At 39.4% G+C, this 26682-nt stretch carries 20 protein-coding genes; 13 read left to right on the top strand and 7 right to left on the bottom strand.

Translation table 11 applies throughout. The features are described from left to right. Window positions 1-151: 151 nt before the first annotated feature. Window positions 152-1018, top strand: coding sequence for a hypothetical protein (locus tag AC07YT_RS04585; RefSeq protein WP_086547029.1), 867 nt, complete (start codon window positions 152-154; stop codon window positions 1016-1018). Between the two features lie 94 nt (window positions 1019-1112). Here the strand turns inward: AC07YT_RS04585 and AC07YT_RS04590 are convergent, their stop codons facing one another. Both AC07YT_RS04590 and AC07YT_RS04595 read right to left on the bottom strand, forming a co-directional pair. Next, a complete protein-coding gene (locus AC07YT_RS04590; RefSeq protein ID WP_086547030.1) occupies window positions 1113-2156 on the bottom strand; it encodes an NAD(P)-dependent alcohol dehydrogenase in 1044 nt (347 codons plus the stop codon). A 177-nt stretch (window positions 2157-2333) separates the two neighbouring features. Continuing rightward, window positions 2334-2495 carry a hypothetical protein gene (locus AC07YT_RS04595; RefSeq protein ID WP_494945185.1) on the bottom strand — a complete coding sequence of 54 codons (162 nt, stop codon included), beginning with the start codon at window positions 2493-2495 and terminating at the stop codon, window positions 2334-2336. 74 nt (window positions 2496-2569) lie between these two features. Between AC07YT_RS04595 and pyrE the strand changes: the two genes are divergently transcribed. From pyrE to AC07YT_RS04630, 7 genes are all read left to right on the top strand, one after another. After that, window positions 2570-3235: an orotate phosphoribosyltransferase gene (gene pyrE, locus AC07YT_RS04600; RefSeq protein WP_086547031.1), complete on the top strand. Its 666-nt coding sequence runs from the start codon at window positions 2570-2572 to the stop codon at window positions 3233-3235. Window positions 3236-3272: 37 nt separating this feature from the next. Further along, window positions 3273-3671, top strand: coding sequence for an SRPBCC family protein (locus tag AC07YT_RS04605; RefSeq protein ID WP_029280423.1), 399 nt, complete (start codon window positions 3273-3275; stop codon window positions 3669-3671). 143 nt (window positions 3672-3814) lie between these two features. Beyond that, on the top strand, window positions 3815-6490 hold the full coding sequence (locus AC07YT_RS04610) for an alpha-L-rhamnosidase (RefSeq protein WP_086547032.1): 2676 nt from the start codon (window positions 3815-3817) through the stop codon (window positions 6488-6490). A gap of 613 nt (window positions 6491-7103) precedes the next feature. Continuing rightward, a complete protein-coding gene (gene clpB / locus AC07YT_RS04615) occupies window positions 7104-9704 on the top strand; it encodes an ATP-dependent chaperone ClpB (protein ID WP_086547033.1) in 2601 nt (866 codons plus the stop codon). A 151-nt stretch (window positions 9705-9855) separates the two neighbouring features. Continuing rightward, the gene (locus AC07YT_RS04620; RefSeq protein ID WP_145954260.1) at window positions 9856-10509 is read left to right on the top strand and encodes a porin family protein; all 654 of its coding nucleotides are present in this window, start codon (window positions 9856-9858) and stop codon (window positions 10507-10509) included. Window positions 10510-10520: 11 nt separating this feature from the next. Continuing rightward, window positions 10521-11018 (top strand): hypothetical protein, encoded by a 498-nt coding sequence (locus tag AC07YT_RS04625; RefSeq protein ID WP_086547035.1) that lies wholly within the window; start codon window positions 10521-10523, stop codon window positions 11016-11018. Between the two features lie 282 nt (window positions 11019-11300). Further along, entirely contained in the window at window positions 11301-11936 is a 636-nt protein-coding gene (locus AC07YT_RS04630) for a hypothetical protein (protein ID WP_086547036.1), read from the top strand. Between the two features lie 53 nt (window positions 11937-11989). Here the strand turns inward: AC07YT_RS04630 and AC07YT_RS04635 are convergent, their stop codons facing one another. Beyond that, a complete protein-coding gene (locus AC07YT_RS04635; protein WP_086547037.1) occupies window positions 11990-13192 on the bottom strand; it encodes an MFS transporter in 1203 nt (400 codons plus the stop codon). Between the two features lie 103 nt (window positions 13193-13295). Here AC07YT_RS04635 and AC07YT_RS04640 point away from each other — a divergent pair, with 103 nt between their 5' ends. Together AC07YT_RS04640 and AC07YT_RS04645 are read left to right on the top strand one after the other, a co-directional pair. Next, window positions 13296-13853 carry an NADPH-dependent FMN reductase gene (locus AC07YT_RS04640; RefSeq protein WP_086547038.1) on the top strand — a complete coding sequence of 186 codons (558 nt, stop codon included), beginning with the start codon at window positions 13296-13298 and terminating at the stop codon, window positions 13851-13853. Window positions 13854-14172: 319 nt separating this feature from the next. After that, window positions 14173-14775, top strand: a complete 603-nt coding sequence (locus AC07YT_RS04645; protein WP_086547039.1) for an outer membrane beta-barrel protein — start codon at window positions 14173-14175, stop codon at window positions 14773-14775. Between the two features lie 79 nt (window positions 14776-14854). Here the strand turns inward: AC07YT_RS04645 and AC07YT_RS04650 are convergent, their stop codons facing one another. Both AC07YT_RS04650 and AC07YT_RS04655 read right to left on the bottom strand, forming a co-directional pair. Continuing rightward, window positions 14855-16507, bottom strand: a complete 1653-nt coding sequence (locus AC07YT_RS04650; protein WP_086547040.1) for a M28 family metallopeptidase — start codon at window positions 16505-16507, stop codon at window positions 14855-14857. 144 nt (window positions 16508-16651) lie between these two features. Beyond that, window positions 16652-19474: a S8 family peptidase gene (locus tag AC07YT_RS04655; protein ID WP_494945186.1), complete on the bottom strand. Its 2823-nt coding sequence runs from the start codon at window positions 19472-19474 to the stop codon at window positions 16652-16654. 122 nt (window positions 19475-19596) lie between these two features. Here AC07YT_RS04655 and AC07YT_RS04660 point away from each other — a divergent pair, with 122 nt between their 5' ends. Further along, entirely contained in the window at window positions 19597-20433 is an 837-nt protein-coding gene (locus tag AC07YT_RS04660; RefSeq protein ID WP_086547042.1) for a M57 family metalloprotease, read from the top strand. A gap of 547 nt (window positions 20434-20980) precedes the next feature. Here the strand turns inward: AC07YT_RS04660 and AC07YT_RS04665 are convergent. Then, window positions 20981-21403 (bottom strand): PepSY-like domain-containing protein, encoded by a 423-nt coding sequence (locus tag AC07YT_RS04665; protein WP_494945187.1) that lies wholly within the window; start codon window positions 21401-21403, stop codon window positions 20981-20983. Between the two features lie 827 nt (window positions 21404-22230). Continuing rightward, window positions 22231-24738, bottom strand: a complete 2508-nt coding sequence (locus AC07YT_RS04670; RefSeq protein ID WP_086547044.1) for a S9 family peptidase — start codon at window positions 24736-24738, stop codon at window positions 22231-22233. A 176-nt stretch (window positions 24739-24914) separates the two neighbouring features. Between AC07YT_RS04670 and AC07YT_RS04675 the strand changes: the two genes are divergently transcribed. Then, window positions 24915-25793: a polysaccharide deacetylase family protein gene (locus AC07YT_RS04675; RefSeq protein ID WP_086547045.1), complete on the top strand. Its 879-nt coding sequence runs from the start codon at window positions 24915-24917 to the stop codon at window positions 25791-25793. A gap of 12 nt (window positions 25794-25805) precedes the next feature. Beyond that, on the top strand, window positions 25806-26669 hold the full coding sequence (locus AC07YT_RS04680) for a polysaccharide deacetylase family protein (protein ID WP_086547046.1): 864 nt from the start codon (window positions 25806-25808) through the stop codon (window positions 26667-26669). The last annotated feature ends 13 nt before the right edge of the window (window positions 26670-26682 follow it).

Consider the following 26682-nt stretch of genomic DNA (forward strand, 5'->3'; position numbering starts at 1 on the left):
ATCCATAATCATCCTATATCACTTGAGGCCAGATACACTAGAATGTAAAAAAAATAGTTAGTAATCTGTATTGGAACATTCAACGGGAAAACAATGGTGAATAATTCCCTCAACGATAATATTTTTCATAATTTTAACCTTTTAATCTGCCATGCCCATACCTTCACTATCCGAAACAGATCTGGAAGCATACCGAAATGATCTTTCTAACCCAGAAAAATCAACAGGTGAACTCTTTATCACATTAACCGGGCTTTATCAGCGTTTTGCCGGCAATGAACAACTATTGGCAAATTTTGAGTATGCCGCCGAACTGCAAAGTTTAGAAAATAGTTACGCTTCTAAAAAAGACCAATACAATAAGGAAATTACGGAACTTAAAAGGCAGTTTAAACAACTAGACAACCGCATTGTTGCCGCAGAGCAAAAGCTACGTCACGGTATACCCGACGATTTGATGGTAATGGATAAAATTATAGCTGAGCAAGAATCCATCGTTGAAGATCAGGAAAAGCTTAACCATGCGGAATCATCTGTTGTAGAGCAGGTTAGAAAAATAGATATAGCGCATGGAAAAGACCTTCAGAAGCTGGAACAGCAACAAAACAATAGAAATACGCCGCTGAACAGTAAATTTTCTGCTTTTACCGAACAGCTCAAACAAGCAGAAAAACGCATTACACTAAAAGCAAGTGCAATCGCCATTATTGCCATTATCGGTATTCCTTTAATCTTAGATCTGGGTCTTGTTTCCTTAGGATTGCCTGCTTTAAGCAAGAATACCAATAACCTGATCTTTACCCATTATATCTTTTTAATCGCGCTGATTTTGGTCGAATTGTTCCTTGCCGAAAAAATCAGGAGCAGGATCTCTGGCATGTTATCTATCTCTTATCTTAAAGATTCGTTAGCTACACTCCAAAACCTGCTGACGGAAAACAAAAAACAAATTTTCAAGGTAGAATCTGAGCACAAGATTTCCTTATCAGAATTTGTAAAGCAAAATTACACTGCCTAGGGAACTGATTTGTTTGATAAACAAATAGGGATTTAGCAACCTTTATTTCCAGTTCCTAAACCCCTATTGATTAAATACGATCAGATATTCAGATCTATAATGTGGCCATATCAATCACGAAACGGTAACGCACATCACCTTTTTCCATACGCTCGTAGGCATGGTGGATGTCTTTGATATCAATCATTTCGATATCCGATACGATATTGTTCTCTGCACAAAAATCCAACATTTCCTGAGTTTCGGCAATACCTCCAATACCTGATCCCGCCAGGCTTTTTCTACCACCAAGTAAACTGAAAGCGGCAATTTCTGCTGGCTTAGGCGGAACACCTACGCAAATGTGTATACCATTTGTTCTCAACAAGGAAAGGTACATGTTAAAATCATGTTCTGCAGAAACCGTATCCAGTATAAAATCGAAGGTACCCCTTGCTGCTTTAACCTGTGCCGGATCGGTCGTAACTACAAAATGGTGTGCGCCCAGTTTTTTGGCATCTTCTTCTTTTTTTGGTGAAGTACTCAATACCGTAACTTCAGCGCCAAAAGCTACACCGAATTTCACGGCCATGTGACCTAAACCACCTAAACCAAGTACGGCTAGTTTATGGCCTTTTCCTACTTTCCAGTGTTTTAATGGAGAATAAGTGGTAATACCCGCACATAAAAGTGGGGCTACAGCTGCAAGGTTTAATTTATCTGATACATGAAGCACAAATTCTTCTCTTACTACAATCGAATCCGAATATCCACCATAAGTTGGTGTTTTACCATCTCTTTCTAAACCATTATAGGTCTGCGTATTTCCTTCTAAACAGTATTGTTCTAAATTTTGCTTGCAGTTTTCGCAAACCTGGCACGAATCTACCATACAACCTGTACCGGCAAGATCGCCTACCTTAAATTTCTTCACATGATCTCCAACCTTTACTACCCTGCCCACAATTTCGTGCCCCGGAACCATTGGGAAAATTCCCGGAAACCAATCGTTTTTGATCTGGTGCAAATCTGAGTGGCAAACCCCACAGAAAAGTATCTCAAACTGAACATCATGAGGCCCTACTTCCCGGCGCTCAAAATTCCAGGGTGCAAGATCTGTTTCGGCATTTTGTGCCGCATATCCTTTTGTTGCTATCATAAAAATTTAAATTAATTTTACCATAACAAATGTAAACAGCTTTTGTTAAGAACAATTACGCAAATCAAATAATTCATTGCAAAATTCAAACAATACTTATCATTTACGAGAGATTTTAAAAACGCTATTTGAACGAAAATAATCATTTAATGCTACAAAATTCGTCAGTCTAAAAACTTAGCTAGCCAATATAACATTTACATTCTCTTCTATTTTCAGGCCTTGCCATTCTTTATCACATTGATTTACAGCGCTTGGCAAGAAATAGCTTTTACCATCCATCAAAATTTCCGATATTTGTAGCATTTGGAAGTCGTGATTCAATTCAATTCCCGACATTTTCTTTCCCCGCTAAAACAAGTGGGGCTTAATAAACGTTATGACAAACACAAATAAATCTGTAATTTTGAGCCATGTATAATAAAAGTGATATTGAATTAAAGGTAGCGGAATTTTTATTACAGATAAAAGCAATCAAATTACAACCAAATAACCCTTTTACCTGGGCATCTGGTTGGAAATCGCCGATTTATTGCGACAACAGAATTACCCTTTCCCACCCTCAGGTTAGAACTTACATCCGTCAGAAACTTGCGCAGGCCATTCAGGAAGAGTTTGGTTCAGTAGATGTTATTGCGGGTGTTGCAACTGCCGGAATTCCTCAGGGCGTTTTAGTCGCTCAGGAACTTGGTTTACCTTTTATCTATGTAAGGGCGAAAGCTAAAGAACACGGTACCGGAAGTTTAATTGAAGGTGAAGTGGTAGAAGGTCAGCGTGTAGTGGTTATCGAAGATTTAATTTCAACCGGAAAAAGCAGTTTACAAGCTGTTGAAGCACTAAGAGCGGCAGGATTATCGGTAGCTGGCTTAGCGGCAATTTTCACTTACGGTTTCGAAAAAGCAGACGAAAATTTCGCAGCTGCAAAATGTCGTTACTTAACCTTATCAAACTATGGCGCCCTAATCGATTATGCTGCTGAGCACAGCATTATTGCCAAAAGTGATATGGAATTATTAGGTAAATGGCGTTTAAATCCTTCAGAATGGGGACAAGGACAAGTATTAAGTTCGGAGTCTTAAGTTTTGAGAAAAAACAAAAATCTATAAAAAATATATAATGACTGTTATTGAAAGCGCAGTGGAGGTGAATAAACCAGTTGCAGAGGTTTATGCATTCCTATCCAATATGAACAATCATCAGCAACTGATGCCAGAAAATATCTATAACTGGGAATCTACTGAAGATGATGCTCGTTTTACCATTCAGAACATGGCAAAATTGGCCATTAAAATTTCGAGCCGTATCGAAAATCAGGAAATAACAGCCATTCCGAGTGAAAAAGCACCTTTCGATGTGGAGTTAAAGTGGACTGTAGCAGATAACGGAAACGGAACAACTACAGCGAAACACATTATCTCAGCAGATTTGAACATGATGATGAAAATGCTGGCATCTGGTCCATTACAAAAGTTGGCCGATCACCAAACCGAAAAATTGAAAGAAATTTTAGGATAAAAAGTGATTGCAAAGATTTAAATGATTGCACAGATACAAAAGACGAGTTAACCCTCGTCTTTTTTTATGCGTAAAAATTCCATTGTGGTTCTTTTATCAGCATTTTATTTTAATACCTTAGTTTTTTGAATAACCATTAAACTATGAACCTCAGATTTCTACAGGTAACTGCTCTGTTTTTTGCCCTCTTTCCTGTTTCCAAAACGTTTGCTCAATCAGTTACGGCCTTGAAAACCGAATATTTGGTTAATCCGATCGGGTTAGACAACCCAAATCCGCGTTTTACCTGGCAAATGAACGATGCCAGCCAGGGCGCTAAACAAACTGCTTACCGTATTTTGGTAGATACTGATTCGGCTTCGCTTGTTAAAGCTGAAGCAAAACTTTGGAATACAGGGTGGATAGCTTCAGAAAAAAATCTGATCGTTTATTCGGGCCAGTTACTAAAACCTTTTACTAAATACTATTGGAGGGTTGACATTGCCGATGGAAATCAAAAGAAATCAAATAAGCCATATATCGCCAGCTTCGAAACAGGCATGATGAAAATGGAAAACTGGCAGGGTGCATGGATCTCGGATACCGAAAATATCAAACTTAAACCTGCTCCCTATTTCCGGAATACCTTTACCACGAATAAAAAAATCAGATCGGCCAGGGCATACATTGCCGCAGCGGGATTATACGAACTATCCATCAATGGGAAGAAAATAGGCAACCACCGCATGGATCCGATGTACACCCGTTTTGATAGACGAAGCTTATATGTTACCTATGATGTAACCAATGCAATCAGCAAAGGCAAAAATGCAATAGGCGTATTGCTGGGCAATGGATGGTACAACCACCAATCAACTGCAGTATGGTATTTCGATCGTGCCCCATGGCGCAATAGACCAACTTTTTGTCTGGACCTAAACATTACTTACGAAGATGGCACTACCGAAATCATTAAATCGGGTAAAGATTGGAAAACGGCTTTAAGCCCGATTATTTTTAATAGTATTTATACCGCCGAACATTACGATGCTCGTCTGGAAAAAGCAGGCTGGAACACCGCAAACTTCGACGATACCGATTGGAAAAATGTGATATACCGTTCAGCACCCTCTAAAAATATTGTTGCACAGGCCATGCACCCTATCCGTAATGTGGAGGAAATAGCCAGCAAAAGTTTAAGAAAATTTAATGATACCACCTACCTTTTCGATCTGGGCAGGAATATTTCGGGAGTAAGCAAAATTACAGTGAGCGGACCGGCCGGAACGGTGATTAAACTGAAACATGGCGAGCGTTTATACACCAACGGACATGTGGATATTTCGAATATTGATGCCCATTACCGTCCAACGGATAATACCGATCCTTTCCAAACCGACATTCTGATTTTAAACGGAAAAGGTGCACAAAGTTTCATGCCCTATTTTAATTATAAGGGCTTTCAATATGTGGAAGTAAGCAGCTCCGCTCCCATCGAATTGAAAAAAGAAGACCTCACAGGTTATTTTATGCACAGTGATGTGCCAGTTGTGGGCGATGTTAAATCTTCAGAGCCGATCATCAATAAAATCTATTACGCCACCAATAATTCTTACCTATCCAATCTTTTTGGCTACCCAACAGATTGTCCGCAACGGGAGAAAAACGGCTGGACAGGCGACGCACAGATCGCCATCGAAACAGGCCTTTATGGTTTTGATGGCATTACCATTTACGAAAAATGGCTCGCCGATCACCGTGACGAGCAGCAGCCAAATGGTGTTTTACCATCCATTATCCCTACCGATGGCTGGGGTTATGAATGGGGCAACGGACCAGATTGGACCAGTACCATTGCGATTATTCCGTGGAATGTATACCTGTTTTACGGCGACAAAAAATTACTTGCCGATTGTTACGAAAATATCAGGAAATACGTAAACCATATTGATGAAACCTACCCTACGGGTTTAACTACCTGGGGCCTGGGTGATTGGATTCCGGTAAAATCTAAATCGCCTGTCGAACTTACCTCTACCTGCTATTACTATGCTGATGTGCTTATTTTAGCCAAGGCAGCAAAAATTTTAGGTAAAAACGATGATTATGAAAAGTACATGGCCATGGCTAAAAAAATTAAAGATGCTTTTAATGCCAAGTATTTGAATAAAGAAAAAGGGATTTATGCTTCTGGCGTACAAACCGAAATGAGTGTTCCGCTTTATTGGAAAATTGTTCCGGAAGAATCAGTTGCCTTAGTTGCCAAAAATTTAGCCAAACGTGTAGAAGCCGATGGTTTCCACCTGGATGTGGGATTATTGGGTACAAAAGCCATTTTAAATGCGCTGAGCGAAAATGGCTACAGCGACATTGCCTACAAAGTTGCTGCACAAAAAACCTATCCAAGCTGGGGCTGGTGGATGGAAAACGGAGCCACCACTTTATACGAGAACTGGCCTATTGATGCAAAATCGGATATCTCGATGAACCACATTATGTTTGGAGAAATCGGTGCCTGGTTGTACAAATCGCCGGGAGGCATTAAACCAGATGAAAAGCAGCCTGGCTTTAAACATGTGATATTGGATCCGCACATTATGGAAGGCCTCAATTCTTTTGAGGCTAGTCATATTGGTCCGTACGGTAAAATTATGAGTGCATGGAAAAGAATTAATAATGGAATCAGGTACGATATTACCATTCCTGCAAATTCTACAGCTACTATTAATGTACCGCTTACAAGTGGTATGATTGTTTATGTAGATGGTAAAATAAACAACACTGGAAAAATAGATTTAGCGGCCGGTAAGTATGTAATTGAACATAAAGCAAAAAAATAATCTATAACATTACCGCCTGGCTTAGATGTACTCAGGTGGCTTAGGTGGTCATTTGTTTTTAGAAAAGCAGCGTTAGTGCTTTTAGGCTATGAAAGTCCCGCTATCCGCTTCAAAGCCTCGGCTCGTACCTCACCTTCGGGTTTTATGCTGCTATCGGGTTTATTAACGATAAGGCACTTGCTTTTGGCTACACATACTACAGACCGTGAATTAAACTTTTGCGGTATCTTCCAGCGATAAATATCTTATTAGGATGGAAGGATCTCACGCCCCCAAGTTTAAATACGTTGGTTTTAACACCACAGACCTAAGTAAAATAAACCTGATAAAGTGGAAAGCCCGCATCCCGATTTTTCTTCGGGAGCGGACTTGGAGTGATAGCAGGACTGTTCTAACCAACACGGACTGACCCCTGATTTTCAAAATAAGATTAACTACATAAATCACCATGCATATTCGAAACCTGAGAGGTTTAAAAGAACCAACACGACAAATTTTCAGTATAATTCATTAATTATCAGCAATTTAGTCATTAAAAATAAAATCTTACCGACAAAATTTCCGATTATAAAATCAAAATTGATGTGGCATTTGTTTTGACCTTAAAGGGAATATGAACTTCAACAATTTTACCATAAAAGCCCAGGAAGCAGTTCAACAGGCTTCTGAAATAGCCCAAGGCAATCAGCAACAGGCTATTGAAACGGCACACCTGCTTAAAGGTTTGCTCACTGTTGATGAAAACGTGGTTTCTTACGTGTTAAAGAAATTAAACGTTAACCTAAATTCATTGAATCAAAACTTAGATGCAGAGATTGCCAAATTCCCGAAAGTGAGCGGCAGTAATGTCTATCTGTCATCTAATGCCAATAGCGTTTTGCAAAAAGCGCAAACATTTTTAAAAGAATTTAAAGATGAATTTGTGTCTGTTGAGCATTTATTATTAGGCATCTTAGCCGTTAACGACAGCACTTCGAAATTATTAAAAGAACAAGGTGTTAACGAAAAAGACCTTAAAAAAGCCATTGTAGAGCTACGTGGCGATAACCGGGTAACCGATCAAAATGCCGAAGCCACTTATCAGGCTTTAAGCAAATATGCCAGAAATTTAAACGAATACGCCGAGAGCGGAAAACTTGATCCGGTAATTGGCCGCGATGAAGAAATCCGTCGGGTTATCCAGATTTTATCCCGCCGGACCAAGAACAACCCTATTTTAATTGGTGAGCCAGGCGTGGGTAAAACGGCCATTGCTGAGGGTATTGCTTTCAGGATTATCAAAGGTGATGTACCCGAGAATTTAAAAAGTAAAGTGGTTTACTCGCTCGATATGGGATCGCTTATTGCAGGCGCCAAATATAAAGGTGAGTTCGAAGAGCGTTTAAAAGCCGTAGTTAAAGAAGTGACACAGAGCGATGGCGACATTATCCTCTTTATCGACGAGATCCACACTTTGGTGGGTGCCGGTGGTGGTGAAGGTGCCATGGATGCAGCGAACATTTTAAAACCTGCCCTTGCCCGTGGAGAGTTGCGCGCTATTGGTGCAACCACTTTAGATGAATATCAAAAATATTTAGAAAAAGATAAAGCCTTAGAGCGTCGTTTCCAGAAGGTAATGGTCGAAGAACCGGATACCCAGGATGCCATTTCGATCCTTCGCGGACTGAAAGAACGTTACGAAACACACCATAAAGTAAGGATTAAAGATGAAGCGATTATCGCAGCCGTAGAAATGAGTCAGCGGTATATCTCAGACCGTTTCTTACCAGATAAAGCCATAGATTTAATGGATGAGGCTGCATCGAAATTGCGTATGGAGATGGATAGTGTGCCCGAAAATGTGGATGCTTTAGACCGTGAAATTATGCGTTTAGAAATTGAACGCGAAGCGATTAAACGGGAAAAAGACGATAGAAAGGTCAAAGAACTTTCAGAAGAAATTGCCAACCTATCAGCAGAGCGTGATGAATTTAAAGCGAAATGGCAAGGCGAAAAAGACCTGGTAGATGCCGTAAATAACGAACTGGAGCAGATTGAGCACTACAAATTAGAAGCAGAACAAGCTGAACGTGCAGGAGATTATGGCAAAGTGGCCGAAATCCGTTACGGAAAAATTAAAGAAGCACAGGATAAAGTTGAGAAACTAAAAGCCGATTTAGAAAGCCAGCAAAGCGATAGCCGCATGCTTAAAGAAGAAGTTACCGCCGATGATATTGCTGGTGTGGTGGGTCGCTGGACAGGTATTCCGGTTACCAAACTGATTGCCAGTGAGCGCGAAAAATTACTTCACCTGGAAGAAGAATTACACCAGCGCGTAGCGGGTCAGGATGAAGCAATTGAAGCGATATCTGATGCCATTCGCCGTTCCCGTGCAGGCTTGCAGGACAAACGCAAACCAATCGGCTCTTTCATCTTTTTAGGTACTACTGGTGTGGGTAAAACGGAATTGGCAAAAGCCCTCGCTGAATTTTTATTCAACGATGAAAATGCCTTAACGCGTATTGATATGAGTGAATACCAGGAACGTCACGCCGTGTCGCGTTTAATTGGTGCGCCTCCGGGATATGTGGGTTATGATGAAGGCGGACAGTTAACCGAAGCCGTTAGGCGTAAACCTTATTCGGTGGTATTGCTTGATGAGATTGAAAAAGCACACCCGGATGTATTTAATATCCTGCTACAGGTGTTGGATGACGGACGTTTAACCGATAATAAAGGAAGAACGGTGAATTTTAAAAATACCATCATCATCATGACTTCCAACATTGGTGCACATTTAATTCAGGATAACTTCAAAAACTTAAGTGATGAAAACCGTGAGGAAGTAATTGCCAAAACCAAAAACGAACTGTTTGAAGTATTAAAACAAACCATTCGTCCGGAGTTTTTGAACAGGATTGATGAACTGATTATGTTTACCCCGTTAAACCGCAGTGAAATCAGAAATATTGTAAGCTTACAGTTTAAACATGTACAGCAAACACTGGCCGAGATGGGTATAGAAATGGATGCCAGCGACGAAGCTTTAGATTGGCTGGCACAATTGGGTTACGATCCGCAGTTTGGTGCGAGGCCGTTAAAAAGGGTTATTCAAAAGAGAATCTTAAATGAGTTGTCGAAAGAGATATTGGCGGGTAAGATAGATAAAGACAGCAAAATTAAATTGGATATGTTCGATCACAATTTTGTGTTCCTGAACCAAAACGCAGGTTAAAACATTCCAGATCAAATCCCACAGCTTAATTTCTGTGGGATTTTTTTGTTTAAAAAAGAACCTCACTAAAAGTAACTAACATGATAGTTCATTTTCTTGTTTTTTGTTTCAATAATGATTATTATTGATTACACACAAAAACACAAATAAAATGAAACCTAAATTAATCATCATGGCGCTGCTATGCGCCGTCAGTTGGCATTGTTATGCCCAAACTGAAAAAGGAACCGGCTTTGCTGGTTTAAGCCTGAGTTTTGGAACCTCAAAACAAAACAATTCGTCACCAAGCCTAAACACCTTCACCGTTACGCCTCGCGGAGGCTACTTTTTGGCCAATAACTTCGCCATAGGCCTGGAAATTCCTTTAAATCTTTCCAAACTCCGCGGCGAAAGTTATATCTCCTGGGATGAAGAAGATGGAAGATACGAAGATCGTTATGGTCCCAAAGAATTTAGCTTCGGCATCTCTCCCTTTGTACGCAAATATGTAGATGTAAAAGAACGTTTTAAGTTTTTTGTACAGGCCAATTTGCTTCTTCAGATTAATACCTTCAACAGGGTTGATGATCAAGGTTACCTCATCCGCACCGATGCACGTGCAAAAGGCTTTGGAGCCAGTTTAACTCCAGGGTTTACTTATTTGCTTTCTAATGATTCGAGCATAGATTTTTCATTTCCAATTTTAAGTTTCTTTCATCAAAATTATTATGCTGAAGAATCGTTGTACAACTTCGATAAGAAAAATAACCTGAGATTGGCACTCGATAACTTTACCCCTACTTTCACAATCAATATCCACTTCTAAGTTCACAGCTCATGAAAAATATATTCACCAAAATTTTAAGCGTAACGAGTATAAGCTTATTATTTCTTTTAAGCCTTTCCAATCAGGCAATTGCTCAGCGCTTTCGGGGCAAAATAGAATATTATAGCAGTGTATTCCCTTCTGAAAATGGAAAAATCAAATCTATCAATGGTACTAAAATTGAATATTACAATTCGGTTTTTAAATCGGAAGATGGAAAAGTAAAAACAATTGGCGATAAAAGAGTGGAATATTATAACAGTGTATTCCCCTCCGAGGATGGAAAAATCAAATCTATCAATGGTATTAAAATTGAATATTACAATTCGGTTTTTAAATCGGAAGACGGAAAAATTAAGTCGATTGGTAATATCAAATTTGAATATAATAACAACGGATCTCAAAAAAGTGATGGTAAGATAAAATCAATCCATAATGAAAATGATGATTCCGGATCAGAAGACGCATTAGACACCTATTACTTTATTGAAAGACTCAATTGTCAATAATTTACAACCTAATAAATGATGGAAGAGGCTGTATCATAATTATAGACTGTCATCCTGAGCCTGTCTAAGGACCTGTTTAAATACGCTTTAAGGTGTTTCGACTACTTGTCCCGATTCTTCGGGAAGCTCAACATGACAGCATCTTAAGTGAAATCGCATTTATGATACAGCCTTTTTTTTTATTTACTGACCTACAACGACTTAAAAATAAATCAACTAAATAATTAGTTTTTGTGTTTTTTTTATTCTATTATTGGATACACAAAAAAAACACAAACACAAATGAAAAAACAATTATTAGTTACGGCTATGGCCGTGGGTATCTCCCTATGCGGTTTTGCGCAAACAAAAGGAACAAACGCTTTAAGCTTTGGCATTAATACTACCACAAGCAAAAGTAGCGGTAACAACTACGAAACCAAATCAAAAAACAACTATTTCACACTTGGTTATGGCTTTTTCTTTAAAGACAATGATAAGATTGGCTTAGATTTAACCTATGGAACAAATAAAAATTCCTCGGGAAATAATAGCCACCAAGAGCAAAAAAGCTACGGCGGAAACCTAAGTTACCAACACTACTTCCCTCTTGTAAAAACCTTGTTTGCATATGCGGGCGGAAAAGCAGCTTATACTTATAGTAAAAACGATAATTTATATGACAGTAGTTATACCCCAATATCAGGCTATAAATCAAACCAATACGCTATAGGAGCCTATGGTGGTATTACCTGGTTTGTATCAAAAAGATTCGCCTTAGAAACAAGTTTGTTATCAGCAGATATCGTTTACAATAAAACAGAACAAAATGAGATTAATGCGAATAACTATTTTACAAAAAATGAATATACCTCATTCAATTTCAGCAGCCAAGGAGTTATCAACAACCTCGGCTTTAAGATCTATATCCTATTTTAACCTCCTCAACCATTAAAGCTTTGGCCCATCCCCTTAAAAAAGGATGGGCTTTTTTATTTCTTCTTTGTTTCAATATTCGGCAAGAAACCGGTTAGTAAACCGATTAAAGGCAGAAACGCACAAACATTAAATACATATTCGATACTGGTAGAATCAGCTAACTTCCCTAACAAAGCCGAACCAATACCACCCATGCCAAAGGCAAAGCCAAAAAACAAACCGGCCACCAAACCTACTTTTCCTGGAATCAATTCCTGCGCATAAACCAGAATTGCCGAGAACGCCGACGCCAAAATCATCCCGATAGGCACAATGAGCACACCTACCCAAAATAAACTGGCATGTGGCAGCAACAATGCAAATGGAGCAGTACCCAATATTGAAGCCCAGATTACATATTTCCGGCCTATTTTATCGCCTATTGGTCCGCCCAGCAATGTTCCGGCAGCTACCGAAAATAAAAACACAAATAAATAAATCTGCGAGGTTTGCACCGAAACATGGAATTTATCGATCAGATAAAAGGTAAAATAATTGGTTAAACTCGCCATGTAGAAGTATTTCGAGAAAATCAATAAGAGTAAGATACAAACAGAAAAGATCACCTTAGTTCTCGAAAATTGATTCACAACCGTTTGAATATTGATCTTTTTACTCCTCGAAAGCATAAATCCCCTGTACCAGTTGCCTACATAGGTTAAAATAATAATGGCCAAAAGTGCAATAACCGAAAACCAGATCACGCTGAACTGCCCGTAGGGAACAATAATCCAGGCAGCCAATAAGGGGCCTAAAGAACTCCCGGCATTGCCGCCCAATTGAAAAACAGATTGCGCCAATCCCCGCTTCCCTCCTGATGCAGCATGCGCCATACGTGACGCCTCAGGATGAAATATAGAAGAGCCAATGCCAATAAAACATACCGAAAGCAATATGGTGTAAAAATGGGTGGATTGTGAGAGCGAGATTAAGCCGATCAGCGTAAAACCCATGCCTGTAGCCAATGAGTATGGCTGAGGTTTTTTATCCGTGTATAAACCCACAAAAGGTTGTAGCAATGATGCGGCCAGCTGAAAGGTTAATGTAATTAGGCCGATCTGCGAAAAACTTAAATGATAGCTGGTTTTGATAATGGGGTAAATGGCAGGAATTAACGACTGTATGGTATCGTTAAGCAGGTGTGAAAAACTTAAAGCGAAAAGTATAGGGAAAACGGTTTTTTCAATAATGGAGGTGGTGGTGCTATTCTCAGTCATAACGGTAAATTATACCGTCAAAAATAGTGAATATAAATTTTTAAACTACACCGATTGTCCTTGCACAAACCAAACATTTTTATAAAGTTTTGGTTTTATAGCTATGGAAAAGAACAGAAAAATTGTTGGCTTATGCGGAAGTTTAAGAAAGGGATCGTACAATGCCATGCTGCTTAAAGTTGCAGGCAGTTTAATCCCCGAAGGTATCCACTTCGAAACAGTGGCTTTTGATGATATTCCTGTTTATAATGCAGACCTCGACTTGCCTGAAACAGAAGAAAGGCCTGCAAGCGTGACGAAATTTAGAGATGCCCTCGCTACAGCTGATGCTTTTATTATTGTTTCTCCTGAATATAATTATTCCATCCCTGGTGGACTAAAAAATGCCATCGACTGGGCCAGCCGTGGAAAAGATTCGCCCTTAATGCATAAACCAGTTGCCGTAATGGGCGCCACACAGGGCATGTGGGGAACGGTTAGAATGCAAACAGCATTTTTGCCTGTTTTTACCTTCCTGAACATGAATCCGGTTTTACAACCAGAAGTTTTAGTGGCCCAGGCGCAAAATAAATTCGATGCAGAGGGAAATCTGACGGATGAGAGAACCATCGGTATCATCAAAAAGAAAATAGAAAATTTAATTTCTGCCTGTAAAGTTTAATCCAAAACGGCAGCATTCCCCTATACAAAACCTGCCATTTGCGACAGTTTAAAATCTGACATTTATACAAAAAAAGTCAGATTGTCAATCTGTCATGCCTGAAAAATTAATCAGTTGATTAATTTTTGGTCACACGAAAATAATATTGACTTAACACTAAATTTATATCTCTTTATCAATTAGACAGTTGACCAAAAACTGATTTTTTGATGACGCTGACAAAGTTTTTTGGCACAAGTGTTGACTTTTATTCAAATATAGTCAGAAATTAAAAAAGTAAAATTGACTATATTTTTATAACAAATAAATAATAAAAAAGATGAAAAAACTATTATTATCTTTAGTAGCAGTAGCAGGTTTAGTTTATGGTGCACAAGCACAAACTGAAAAAGGAAATTTTATGTTAGGCGGTAATGTAGGTGTAAACTCTACAAAAGCAGATGGCGCTCCAAAAGCAGATTTCAGCTTTAGCGTATTACCAAGTGTTGGTTATTTTATTAGCAACAATTTTGCAATCGGTACTGGTGTTGGTTACGAATACAATAAAGAAGTAAGCAACAAAACTCAGGATGGTGCTTTTAAAGTTGCTCCATTCGGACGTTACTATGTTGGTTTATCTGATCAATTCAAATTCTTCGGACAATTATCAGTGCCATTGGCATTTGGTGAGTTAAAAGCAACTGATGCTAACGGCGATAACGCAGTTAAATTGGGTACTACGACTAAAATCGGTGTAGAACTTGCTCCGGGATTTGCATTTTTCCCAACCAAAAGAATCGGTATCGAACTTTCAGTTAAAGGTTTAAGTTATGAAAACTATACTTTAAAAGCTGAAGGTACAGGCGCTAAGTTAAAAACAAACACTTTTGGCTTAAACGCTGATACTTTTGCACCAAGATTAGGTGTACAATTCTACTTTTAATTCATTCTCCCTTAGGGGAAAATAATAAATGACTTTTTTTCAAAGAGCGTCCCGGTTTACCATCGGGACGCTCTTTGTTTTACTTCTTTTCTCTGATGGCTTTAAATTCAGATCCATCTTTCCATTTTGGATACGAATCTTCGTTACTGATGCGATAGCCCAAATCAAAAAGCATCCGAACATCTGCTACAATACCTGATAAATCCCATGTTTTGGCATCGAAATTATCCTGCGGCGAATGGTAACGGAATTTGGTAAAATCGGCTACCTGTTTTAATCCCCATGCCCTGCCGTTCTTAATGTTATCTACACCCGAACCAGTAAACAGTGAAGGCACACCAACCTTGGCCAGGTTAAAATGATCTGAACGGTAGTACAATCCTGATGATGGAACAGGATCGGGAACAATTACCCTACCCTGCTTTTTAGCCGCCTCGGCAGCATAATCTTCCAGTTCTGACTGGCCAAAACCATATACCACAACATCTTTGGTTTTACCGGCAATGCCCATCATGTCCATATTAATATTGGCTACGGTTTTAGCTAAAGGAAAGGTAGGATGTTTGGCATAATACTCTGATCCTAAAAGGCCTTGCTCCTCTGCCGTATAGGAAATAAATAAAATGGTCCGTGCGGGAGTTTTGGGTAGTTTTTTAAATGCTGATGCAATTTCGAATAAAGCAGCTACGCCAGTGGCATTATCAACCGCTCCGTTGTAAATCGAATCGCCCTGTATTTTTTCGCCCACGCCCAAATGATCCCAGTGTGCCGAATAAATAATCGCTTCATCTTTACGTTGATCACCGGGTATTTTAGCCAGAACGTTATAAGTAACTGATTTTTTGATGGTATTTTTAACTTTGAGTGAGGTGGTGATATCTAAATCGACAGCCTTAAAACCTTTTTTCCGGGCACTTAAAGCCAGTTGATCGAATGATTTCCCATCCATTGCAAACAGCTGTTTCGCCTTTTCTAAAGTAATCCAGCCTTCTACTACAGCCCTGCTCATGCCATTGTCTTCGCTTTGCAGCGTAAGTTTAGATTTCGACCAGCCACTGCGCACAACTGTCCAGGGGTAAGCTGCCGGTTCGGTATCATGAACGATAATAATTCCTGTAGCGCCCTGTCGTGCAGCTTCTTCAAACTTATAGGTCCATCTGCCGTAGTAAGTCATATTTTTGCCTTTAAATAAGGTCGAATCGGCAAAACCCGGATCATTAATCAGCACCACTACCGTTTTCCCCTTTACATCAAGGTTTGCATAATCATTCCAGCCATATTCGGGCGCCACAATACCATAACCCGCAAAAACCAGTGGTGAGTTACTTATGCTTACTTCATCTTGCACACGGCGCGTGCCAGCCACAAAATCGGTTAAATAATTGAGGGTTAAGGAAGCGGATTTCCCTTTAAGCACCATTTTATCTTCAGGTATGGATTTAATTTCCACCATGGGTACCTCCTGGAAGAAACTATCGCCATTGCCAGGCTGCAGGCCCAGTTTTTCGAATTGAGTTTTTAGATAATTAATGGTTTTGGTTTCTCCATTGGTAAAAGGCTTTCGCCCCTCTAAACTATCAGCTGCAATTACGGATAGATATTGGGTTAAACTCGAATCATTAATGGCTTTTATGGCTAAAGAATCGGCACCAACACTGTTATTTTTTGCACCTTGCTTACATGAACAAAAGAAAAGGAGTGCACAGCTGGGAAGTAGCAGGAGTTTTTTCATTTAAAGGATCGTTTTTAAATAATTAATCGCATTTGCTGAAAAATACGAAGAAATTGGGAACATTCTGTGTTTATCATCTTAAATCTGAGAACAAAACGCGCAAAAGAATCTCCCGCAGATCTCACAGATTTCCACAGAAAATGCTTATTTCTTAATCAGCTTAAATTTCTTTAACTGTTGCCCGTTTTTATTGATTATACCAACATAAACACCCGTTGATAATGCATTGAGCAAAAAGCGGTTTGAGCTTGTGGCCTTTTCTTCGAAAACCTTCTGCCCTAATATATTAAATAACAACAAACTATAATCTTCGAAAGATCCGCTCAGAATGGTTAAATAATCAGTTACCGGATTGGGATAGAAAGTAAATTCATTTTCCTTAAGGAACACTACCGAAACCAGATCGCTCTGTACCTGGCCGTTAGCCGTTTCGAAAGTAACGCGGTAAAACTGAATGCCCGCTTTTGGCTGATCATCGAAAATGGCATAATCAAGCTGATTCTGGACAGGTTTGGTTTGCTGTAATGCCGTGAAAGTATTAACACCCGTTTGTTTTTCCCAAATGATATTCTTTAAATCCAGGGTGCTTCCAATACTGAGATCAAGCCTTACTTTATCGTCGCTTACAGCGGCAGACAAACTCTTAACATAACAAGCAATGCCCTGCTGTGTATAATCTATGGTATAACTTTTTACGGCTGTAAAACCTAGACCATTTGCGGCCACAGCAAAATATTTACTATTAACCTTGTTTACATCAAGCTTAACAATGGTATCGGTTAGGGTTAACACCGGAGAAAGGATATTATCTACTATATTATATAACGTATAATCTTTTGCACCGGGCTGAGGGTTCCAGTTTAACACCACACCATCTTTACATACATAGCCAACTTTCAATATCCTTGGACTGGAAATAGTAAACGATTGGCTCAAAATTATATTTCCCTCTACCTCCATTTTGATCATGGCTTTAGTGAATAAATCAGGGGTACTCCAATGGTAAAAACCTTTGCTTAAATCGATCCCCGAGGCGATTGATTTCCAGGTAAGTCCATCATCATAACTCACCGATAAGTTTCCGGTTTTACTTGCGTAAGTATTCTCCCACCGGATGTAGTTATCTTCATTGGCGAAAAAGTATTCGTTTTTTTCCGGGCTGATGAAAGAAAAAGTGTTTTTGAATGTATAACGATAAGCCAGTGCAAAACGCTGGTTATTGCCTTGTGCGATCCTGTTACCCTTAACATGGATATTGTAAGCACCGGCAGCAGGATTATCGAGTGTAACCTGCTGAACGTTATTGATAAGATCGGCCTTACGCACCGCTGGCTTTGAGAGGGAATCTAAATGAGGAAAACTGCTTAACCCCCAGGGCAGCGTTAAATTTCCGGCAGGATTTTCGAGACTTAAATCTAATCCGTTCACCAAACTTTGTGCAGCATTTACAATTGCAGGAGGATCGTTCCAGGTCATGGTAAGTTTAACTTCGGCTACATTCGCTGGAATAGTCAACGGAATAAGCAGATCCTGATTTTTAGCCACCTCATATAGAGAAACCCTGTTTTCATCTAAAGTTTTTAAGGATTGGGCGACATTGAGTTTCCCGTATCCGTACACAAAATCAACCTGAGGTGTGCCCAAATCATCAGCCGAATTAATTACCGTTGCCCTGATCAATGATGCAGAAGGTGCTTTTTTATATTTCTGCTGGTAAAATTGTTCCAGCAAAGTAATCGATCCACTGGTAATCGCTGCAGAGCCAGATGTTCCATCCTCGCCAAGGGCAACAAGTTCGGGTTTTACACGACCATCGTAGGCAGGACCTTTACTACTTAGGTTTTCAGAAATATTTTCCCTGTTGATTCCACCTATTACCAATAAATTTTTAGCCTGTTTAAAATTGCCCGTTAAATTAGCGCGGGAGGTCATGCCCTGATAAACACCAACGGATGGCGTGCTTGTTCCCTTGTTCCCTGCAGAAAAAACATGAATCAAGGTATCGCTTTCAAAAATCTGTTTATCGTAGGCAGCAGCCTCCATACCATAATCGTTATCTATATCAGTACCGTAGGAATGGTTTTGAACTTTAATCTGAAGTTTATTTAAATCGGCAGCCAGGTCAGGCATGAGGTTAGCGAAATCGGAATAGGCAAGTTTGGCTTTAGGCGCTGCGCCCAGGCCACGGATAAAAGAGTTCCCGTTCCCCAGGGCTAAAGTAGCCATAATAGTGGCATGCGTAGTTGGTGTTTTACCAATCGTAGCGCCCGGAAGGGTTTTTCCCAATAAATCAAGATCAGCTGCATCATACATTCCTTCTTTAAACGAAACATTTATGCCTGTGCCATCAATACCGGGAAAAAGACTACGGGTATTAGAAATTTGGTTTAAACCCAGATCGATTCCGTTAACCACTACTTCCTCTCTCGCCACCGGCAGAACATCTGCGTATAAAATATCATTGAGTTCCAACAAAGCCATTAAATCGCCTGGCGACAGGTAAACCGAACAAATGTTATTGACATGATCGGTTGATTTTATCTTTAGGCCTGCAACAGCTTTTGGTAATGCATTTATATTTTTGAAGGCCAGCCTAACCAGGATAGAATCGTTCTTTTTAGTGCTTTTGTTTAATACCTTCATCAATCGATCACTCACCTTCCAAAGTCCGTTGGCTTGTTCTTGTGAAGCTATACTGTTAGAAAAGCGATCAATATTAGATCTATCGACGATAAAATAATCGCTTGCAAGCCGCTTTTTGGGCTTCAACAATTGAATTTCAGCCGCTGTTAAACTATGTTTGAACCGAACTAAAACAGGCTGATCGGCACTTAATTTTTGCAAATTGCCAGTTTTTGAAATATATTTTTCAAAAGATTTTTCTATTCCGCCAGGTTGTACCTGTGCTTTTAAACCCAGCACAGACAGACAAAAACATATAACTAAAAATACAGTATTGACTTTCAAAAATTATTTTATTATAAAATTTTGTTTACATCGATTATCTTCTCTAAATTAGGATTTATAAGGTAATCCACAAATTTTATTAACTAACTTATTCAACCTAAACTAATTTAATTCTAACCAAGATGAAAACAACAAAATTTTTATCGATTGCAGCAGTATGTTTTCTGCTCACTAACCTATACTCATGTAAGAGTAATAATACAGAAAATGCAGTAGAAGACAAAACTGATATCTCAGCAGACAAATTATCACAGATTAAATCGCTAGGCTTTAGCACCGACAATATCCGTAAGATAGATGAAGGCTATTTGGTAGAGGGCGATATTCTTTTAACTGACGACAACTTAGCTGAGCCTTCTACTGGTGCAAATTTAAACATTGCCGAAACTGAACAGTACCGAACCACAAACCTTGTTAAATCTTTACCACGGGTAATTACCGTTTCGGTAACCAATTTACCTCAGGTGTATAGCGACGCGGTTAACACGATGATTTCGAGATACAACTCGTTGGGTTTACGTATCACTTTCCAAAGGGCCAGCGCCGGAACAACCGGAAACATTAATGTTGTTGGCTTTAATGAAGGTCCAAGTGGAGGCTTTATTACCCTAGGCTCTGCAGGTTTCCCTACTTCATCAGGTAAACCTTTTAATCAGATCAGAATGAACACCAATGCAGCAGCCTATGGTGCCAATCCTAATTTATTGTATTTAGCTTCCGTGATCCAGCACGAAGTTGGCCATTGCATCGGTTTCCGCCATACGGATTATATGAACCGTGCCTTTAGTTGCGGTGCAAGTGGGGCAGGAAATGAAGGTGCATCGAATGTTGGTGCGATTAGAATTCCGGGAACACCTTCGAGTCCTGATGCGGGCTCATTTATGTTAGCCTGTTCTAACGGCGGTAATCGGACCTTCAATGCAAATGATGTAATTGCCGTAAATTACCTTTATAAATAAAAAATACCCCAAAGGATTACCTTAACAGATCAGAAGCCCCGAATTTATTCGGGGCTTTTTTTATACCACGGTATCACAGCACCTTTGCAATGTAAACAGTCAAAATTTGGAACACGGCACCAAATTAACCAAACCTGATAGCGCCAAATAGCTCCCGATTGGAGTAAATATTTATGATTTAAGAGGTCTTAAAATCGGGACTATAGGCAATAGCAGGGCTGAAATAACCAAAGAACGTCAGAACGTTGCTTTTCAAAACAATAACTCATCATAAAAAAAAATGAAAATGGTTTGTGAGGACACAAACCATGGCAAGGAAAAAAAAGATTGCCACGGCTAATGAAAAATTAGCCTCGCAATGACGATTTATGTTAATAGGCAATAGCAGGACTGAAATAACCGAAGAACTACCGAACGCTGCTTTTCAAAACAATAGTTCATCATAAAAACATGAAAATGGTTTGTGAGGACACAAACCATGGCAAGAGAAAAAAGATTGCCACAGCTAATTAAAAATTAGCCACAACGACGATTCATGCGGTTAAAATTAATCGGCCACTTCTTTAATAAACTTGCCGCTTGCGTCGTACCATACATTTACGTCTGGTGTACCTTCAATATCAATTTTATAGGTAATTTTTCCTCCAGTGTTAATCCAATCTACATCATCAATTCTGCCTTTTGGATATTTAGCTTTAATATTTTTAGCTATTACCGCCGGAAGCTGCGCATTTGGAATATCTTTTTCGAAAGAAACCGTTTCGCCAGCTGCTGAGTAAGTGGCTTTATGATCTACCTTTCCTAAATTAAAATCAACTTCATAATTTGCACCTTTCTTTTCCCAATCTGCATCTGTTGCTTTTGGATAAGCTTTATTAAATGCCGTTTTAACCAATGAGGGAACATTTTTCTGATCTATATCTTGAGCGTTGCTACTGGCAATTCCTCCAACTAAAAGTAATGTTGCCAAAATTGTGCTTTTGTAATTCATATTAAAATAACAGCCATCTCCTGCAATTGTTTCAAGCTTAATCTGCTCCTTTTTTTATATAGGTAAGATAATACCATGGTTTTGCGAATAAAGAGATGCAGCCCTAAATGAATTAAACCTGATAGCGCCAAATAGCTCCCGATTGGAGCAAATATTTATGATTTAAGAGATCTTAAAATCGGGACTATAGGCAATAGCAGGACTGAAATAACCGAAGAACTGCCGAACGTTGCTTTTCAAAACAATAGTTCATCATAAAAAACATGAAAATGGTTTGTGAGTGCACAAACCATGGCAAGGAAAAAAAAGATTGCCACGGCTAATGAAAAATTAGCCTCGCAATCACGATTTATGTTAATAGGCAATAGCAGGACTGAAATAACCGAAGAACGTCGGGACGCTGCTTTTCAAAACAATAATTCATCATAAAAAAAATGAAAATGGTTTGTGAGGACACCACCATGGAGAAATACTAGTTAGGTAGGTTGCTATGGCAAATGAAGATTAGTCTCAATAGTTATGAGTTTTTTTGGAGCGCAATACCTGTGCAAAACATTTAGCCTCTCCCGTTTTACGCTTATACGCTTCGCTGCCTCGTACCTCGTTGCTGCAGGGTAACACTTCAACCGGGGCTAGGCGGCCAAGGCAGCATTCCATTTTTAAGGTTTATGAATACGTGCTTCATGCAACGCTAATCAGGTAGATTGCCACGATTAATGAAAGATTAGCTCCGCAATGAAGACTTATCGTTATAAAAAAAATGGCCTGCGTTTCCGCAGGCCATTGTAATAACTATTGTATTCAAACTATTTTCCGTTCTGTTCGATATCTCTGTCCATTTCTACCAAATCAACATCGCTCGGTTCAGAAAAATCGCCGATTAAATATTTGTTAAAATGATCAGCCAGCTTCCAGAAAGCATACTCCGTCATATCGCCAAAACCATGGCGCTGACCAGGAATAATCAGGAAATCGAAACGTTTGCCTGCCCTCATCAATGCATTAGCCACGCGGATAGAATTTGCCGGATGCACATTGTTATCTACATCGCCGTGCATCAACAACAAATGACCTTTCAGGTTTTTGGCTAGATCAGGGTTTTTATCAATGCTGTATTTAAACGAGGTATCTCCTTTTAATGAAATGGTTTCTTTTACACCATGGTGTTTTTCGCTCCACCAGCGGTTGTAAATGCTATTATCGTGATTTCCGGCGTTAGAAACTGCAGCTTTAAAGAAATCAGGGTAAACCAACATCGCAGCTGTTGACATAAATCCGCCTCCAGAGTGGCCTGTAATGCCCACTTTAGATTCGTCGATGTAAGCATATTTAGCTGCCAATTGCTCAATAGCTGTTTTCTTATCTGCCAAACCGTAATCGCGCAAATTACCATAACCGTAAGTATGGTACCATTTAGAGCGCGAAGGGTTTCCACCGCGGTTACCTACCGTAATGACGATATAACCAAATTGCGCCAAACGTTCGGTACGATCCATGCTTTTGCTGAAAGCCTTATTTACGGCTTCCGTTTGCGGACCTGGATAAACATACTCGATAATCGGGTACTTTTTATTTGGGTCGAAATCGAAAGGTTTATACATTACGCCATATAAATCGGTAATTCCATCATCAGCTTTTACTTTGAAAGGCTCAGGGAATTTGTAACCCGCTGTCATCAGCAATGAAAGATCTGTAGTTTCAAGGTCCATTACTTTTTTACCGGTTCCATCATAAAGCGTTGCTTTTGGAGCCGTGTTTACCCTCGAATAATTATCGACAAAAAAAGTATTGTTATCGTTCATGTTCGCCGCATGATCAAAATCGCCTGCATTTAACAATCTCAGGTTCGAACCATCAAAATTGATGCTGTACAAGTGCAGATAATAAGGATCTTCTTTACCTTCCCTGCCATTTGCCGTAAAATAAAGGATACGTTTTTTCTCGTCGATATTCACGATGCTCTCACAGTGGAAAGCGCCTTTGGTAATCTGGTTTTTCAGCTTCCCGTTTTCATCAAAAAGATAAAAATGTGCCCAGCCATCGCGCTCGCTCCAATGGATCAGTTCTTTACCATCGTTTACCAAACCCGGACGGTTAACCTCCACATAAGTATTAAAACGTTCGTCGATTAAAGGCGTAACTTTTCCGCTGGCAATATCAACCGTACCGATGTCGATACGTTTTAAATCGCGGCTGGTGCGCGAAAAATAGAACTTGCTATCGTTACCCAACCAAATAGATGGACGGAATTCGTTATCACGGTCTTTATTTAATGATGGTTTGCTCCAAACCGAAACACTTTGATCTTTAAATGCGGCAACACTTAGTTTTTTATAAGATTTTGCAGCGAAATCAAATAACAGCACTTCATCCTGAGGGGCTTCAGCCTCGCCAGGCATTTGATATTTATAGGTTTCTAAAGTTGGACGACCCGGTGTAACGCTATTTATGACCCAAAGATCTTTAACCTTACGCGAATCGGTTCTGTCCAATACGAAATATTTCGAATTCAGCGACCAGAGCACATAAGCACCACGGCGTTTTTTATTGTTTTTTTCGTTCTCTACATTGTTTTCGCCATCACCATCGCTTCCGTACGAATAAAACTTAACGCCATCTTTAGTAAGCTGATGTTCTACAATGGTGCTGTCATCTTCATTTTTGACTGCCTTTTTGTAGTTGTCTTTATCCATCCAATACAGGTTGTAATTACGGGAGAAGATAATGGCCGACGAATCGGGTGCTACAGATCCCCATGATGGTTTCGGTTTTGGCTTGCTGAAATTTGGCACCTCTGTTAATTTTGCACTGGCCAGTTCGTATTTGAAAGAAAATATTTTCTTCTGCATAGAATCTGCAGCTTTTTTATCTTTTCTATCCTTCTTAAGCTCATCTACACTGCTTTTAATTTCGAAAGAGATACTTTTTTCGTCGGCGGCAAATTTCAGGTTTTCGAGTGGTAAATGTTCGGCATCGAAGGGATCGCGGACAATCAGGGTAATATCGGCTGCCAGTTTAGCATTATCAAACATCAGTTTTTTGCTTTTTGATGCCGGATCTACCAGGTACCAAAACTTTCCTTTTGGACTTTCGAAAGTGTACCAGAAACGATTGCTCAATTTTAACCAATGCGGATCTACTGCAGTAGAATAAACCATTTTTTTCAGCTTATTTGGCGAAAAACGCGATGCAAGCTGATAATTTGCTTTAGGCTGAGGCTGAATATTCTCGGTTAGGGTAAATGTTTTGTTTTGTGCGGCTACAGTTAAGGATAAAAACTGCGCACACAGCAGGAGTTTATAAAGTTTATTCATCAAAATTTGTTTGAGCCGCTAAATTATTTAATTAAAGGATATTAAGCAGTTTTTGATGTGTAATAAATGCGATAGTTAGCGTAATTTCCTGCAACTGAAATTAATTATTAACACAATTTGTTTTGATGGATAAATAATTAATGGATTTTATAGTTTTGTAGCTATATATCCTAATAATGAAATACAGCTTTTTAACCCTAATAACAGCCGGAGCAATCTTATTTGCCAGCTGCCAATCTAAATCTCAAACAGAAAATTCTGCTACCAAAGATTCTACTGCACAAACCAGCAATACGGCAGCCAGCACCGGAACACCGGTTGATGTTTCGAAAATTAAAGTTGCTGATGCTAAAACCATTTTAGCCAGAAAACAGGTGCCCATTTTATGCTACCACCAGGTAAGAAACTGGAAAGCAACAGATGGCAAAGTAGGCAAAGATTATATTGTAGAAATCCAGAACTTTAAAGATCAGATGAAAATGTTGGCCGATAGCGGTTACCATACCATTTTACCCGATCAGCTTTACGCCTACCTGAACACTGGTGCAGCGCTACCGAGCAAACCCATTATGTTAACCTTCGACGATACTGACCTGGATCAGTTTACGATTGTGCGCCCAACTTTAGATAAATTAGGTTATAAAGCCGTTTATTTCATCATGACGGTTTCGATCGGTAAAAAAGGGAAATTTGTAGATTACATGAGCAAAGAGCAGATTAAGCAACTTGCTGACGAAGGAAATGTGATCGGCAGCCACACTTACGATCATAAAAATTTCAAGAAATATGCGGGTAAAGATTGGGAAGAGCAGTTAGATAAACCAACTAAAAAACTGGAAGAAATTACAGGAAAAAAAATGACAGAATTTGCCTATCCTTTCGGTTTATGGAATGCAGAAGGAATTCCGGAACTTAAAAAACGTGGGTTTAGAATGGCTTATCAACTATCAACCAAACGCGATGAAAAAGATCCGTTATTTACCATCCGCAGGATTATTGCCAGTGGTTACTGGTCGCCTAAAACATTAAGCAACAGCATTAAAAACAGCTTTTAACAGGCGACGAATATGAAAAATTTTCTGCTCTACGGTGCTGTTTCTGCATTATTTTTAGCCTCTTGCCAATCATCTGATGCTTCAAAAGGAAAAACTGCCGCAAAAACCAAAACAGAAGAAGTTAAAATAGATTCGACCCACACCAAACCTGCCGATACCAAAACGATACTGGCGCGCAGGGAGGTGCCGGTTTTGTGTTATCACCAGATCAGGAATAATATTGCCACTGATAGCAAAAGGGCGCATGATGATATTATAGCTCCTGATAAGTTTAAGGAACACATGAAAATGCTGGCCGATAGTGGCTACCACTCCATCCTACCTGATCAGCTGTACAATTATTTGGTATATGGCGCTAAGCTGCCTGAAAAGCCAATTATGATCACTTTTGATGATACGGATGAGGATCAATTTACGATTGGAAATACAACGCTGAAAAAACATGGTTTTAAAGGCGTTTATTTTATCATGACGGTATCCATCGGGAGAAAAGGCCGGATCAATTACATGACTAAAGAGCAGATTAAACAGTTATCCGACGAAGGAAATACGATTGCCAGCCATACCTACGATCACAAAAACTTTGCCCAGTTTACCGATGAGGACTGGACAAGCCAAATTGATGCACCTACTAAAAAACTGGAAGAGATTACAGGAAAAAAAGTGGAATATTTCGCTTATCCCTATGGCGTTTTTAAAGCATCAACTTTGCATAAACTAAAAGAACATGGCTTTAAAGCGGCATTTATACTTTCGACAGCACGAGATGAAAATTATCCGCTTTACACCATTAGAAGAATCATTGATCCGGGGAGATACACAGCAAAAAACTTATATTACAGCATAAACAAGAGTTTTAATAAAACAAAACCATAGTTTTGACTGTAAA

This window comes from Pedobacter sp. GW460-11-11-14-TSB4, from assembly GCF_059423705.1.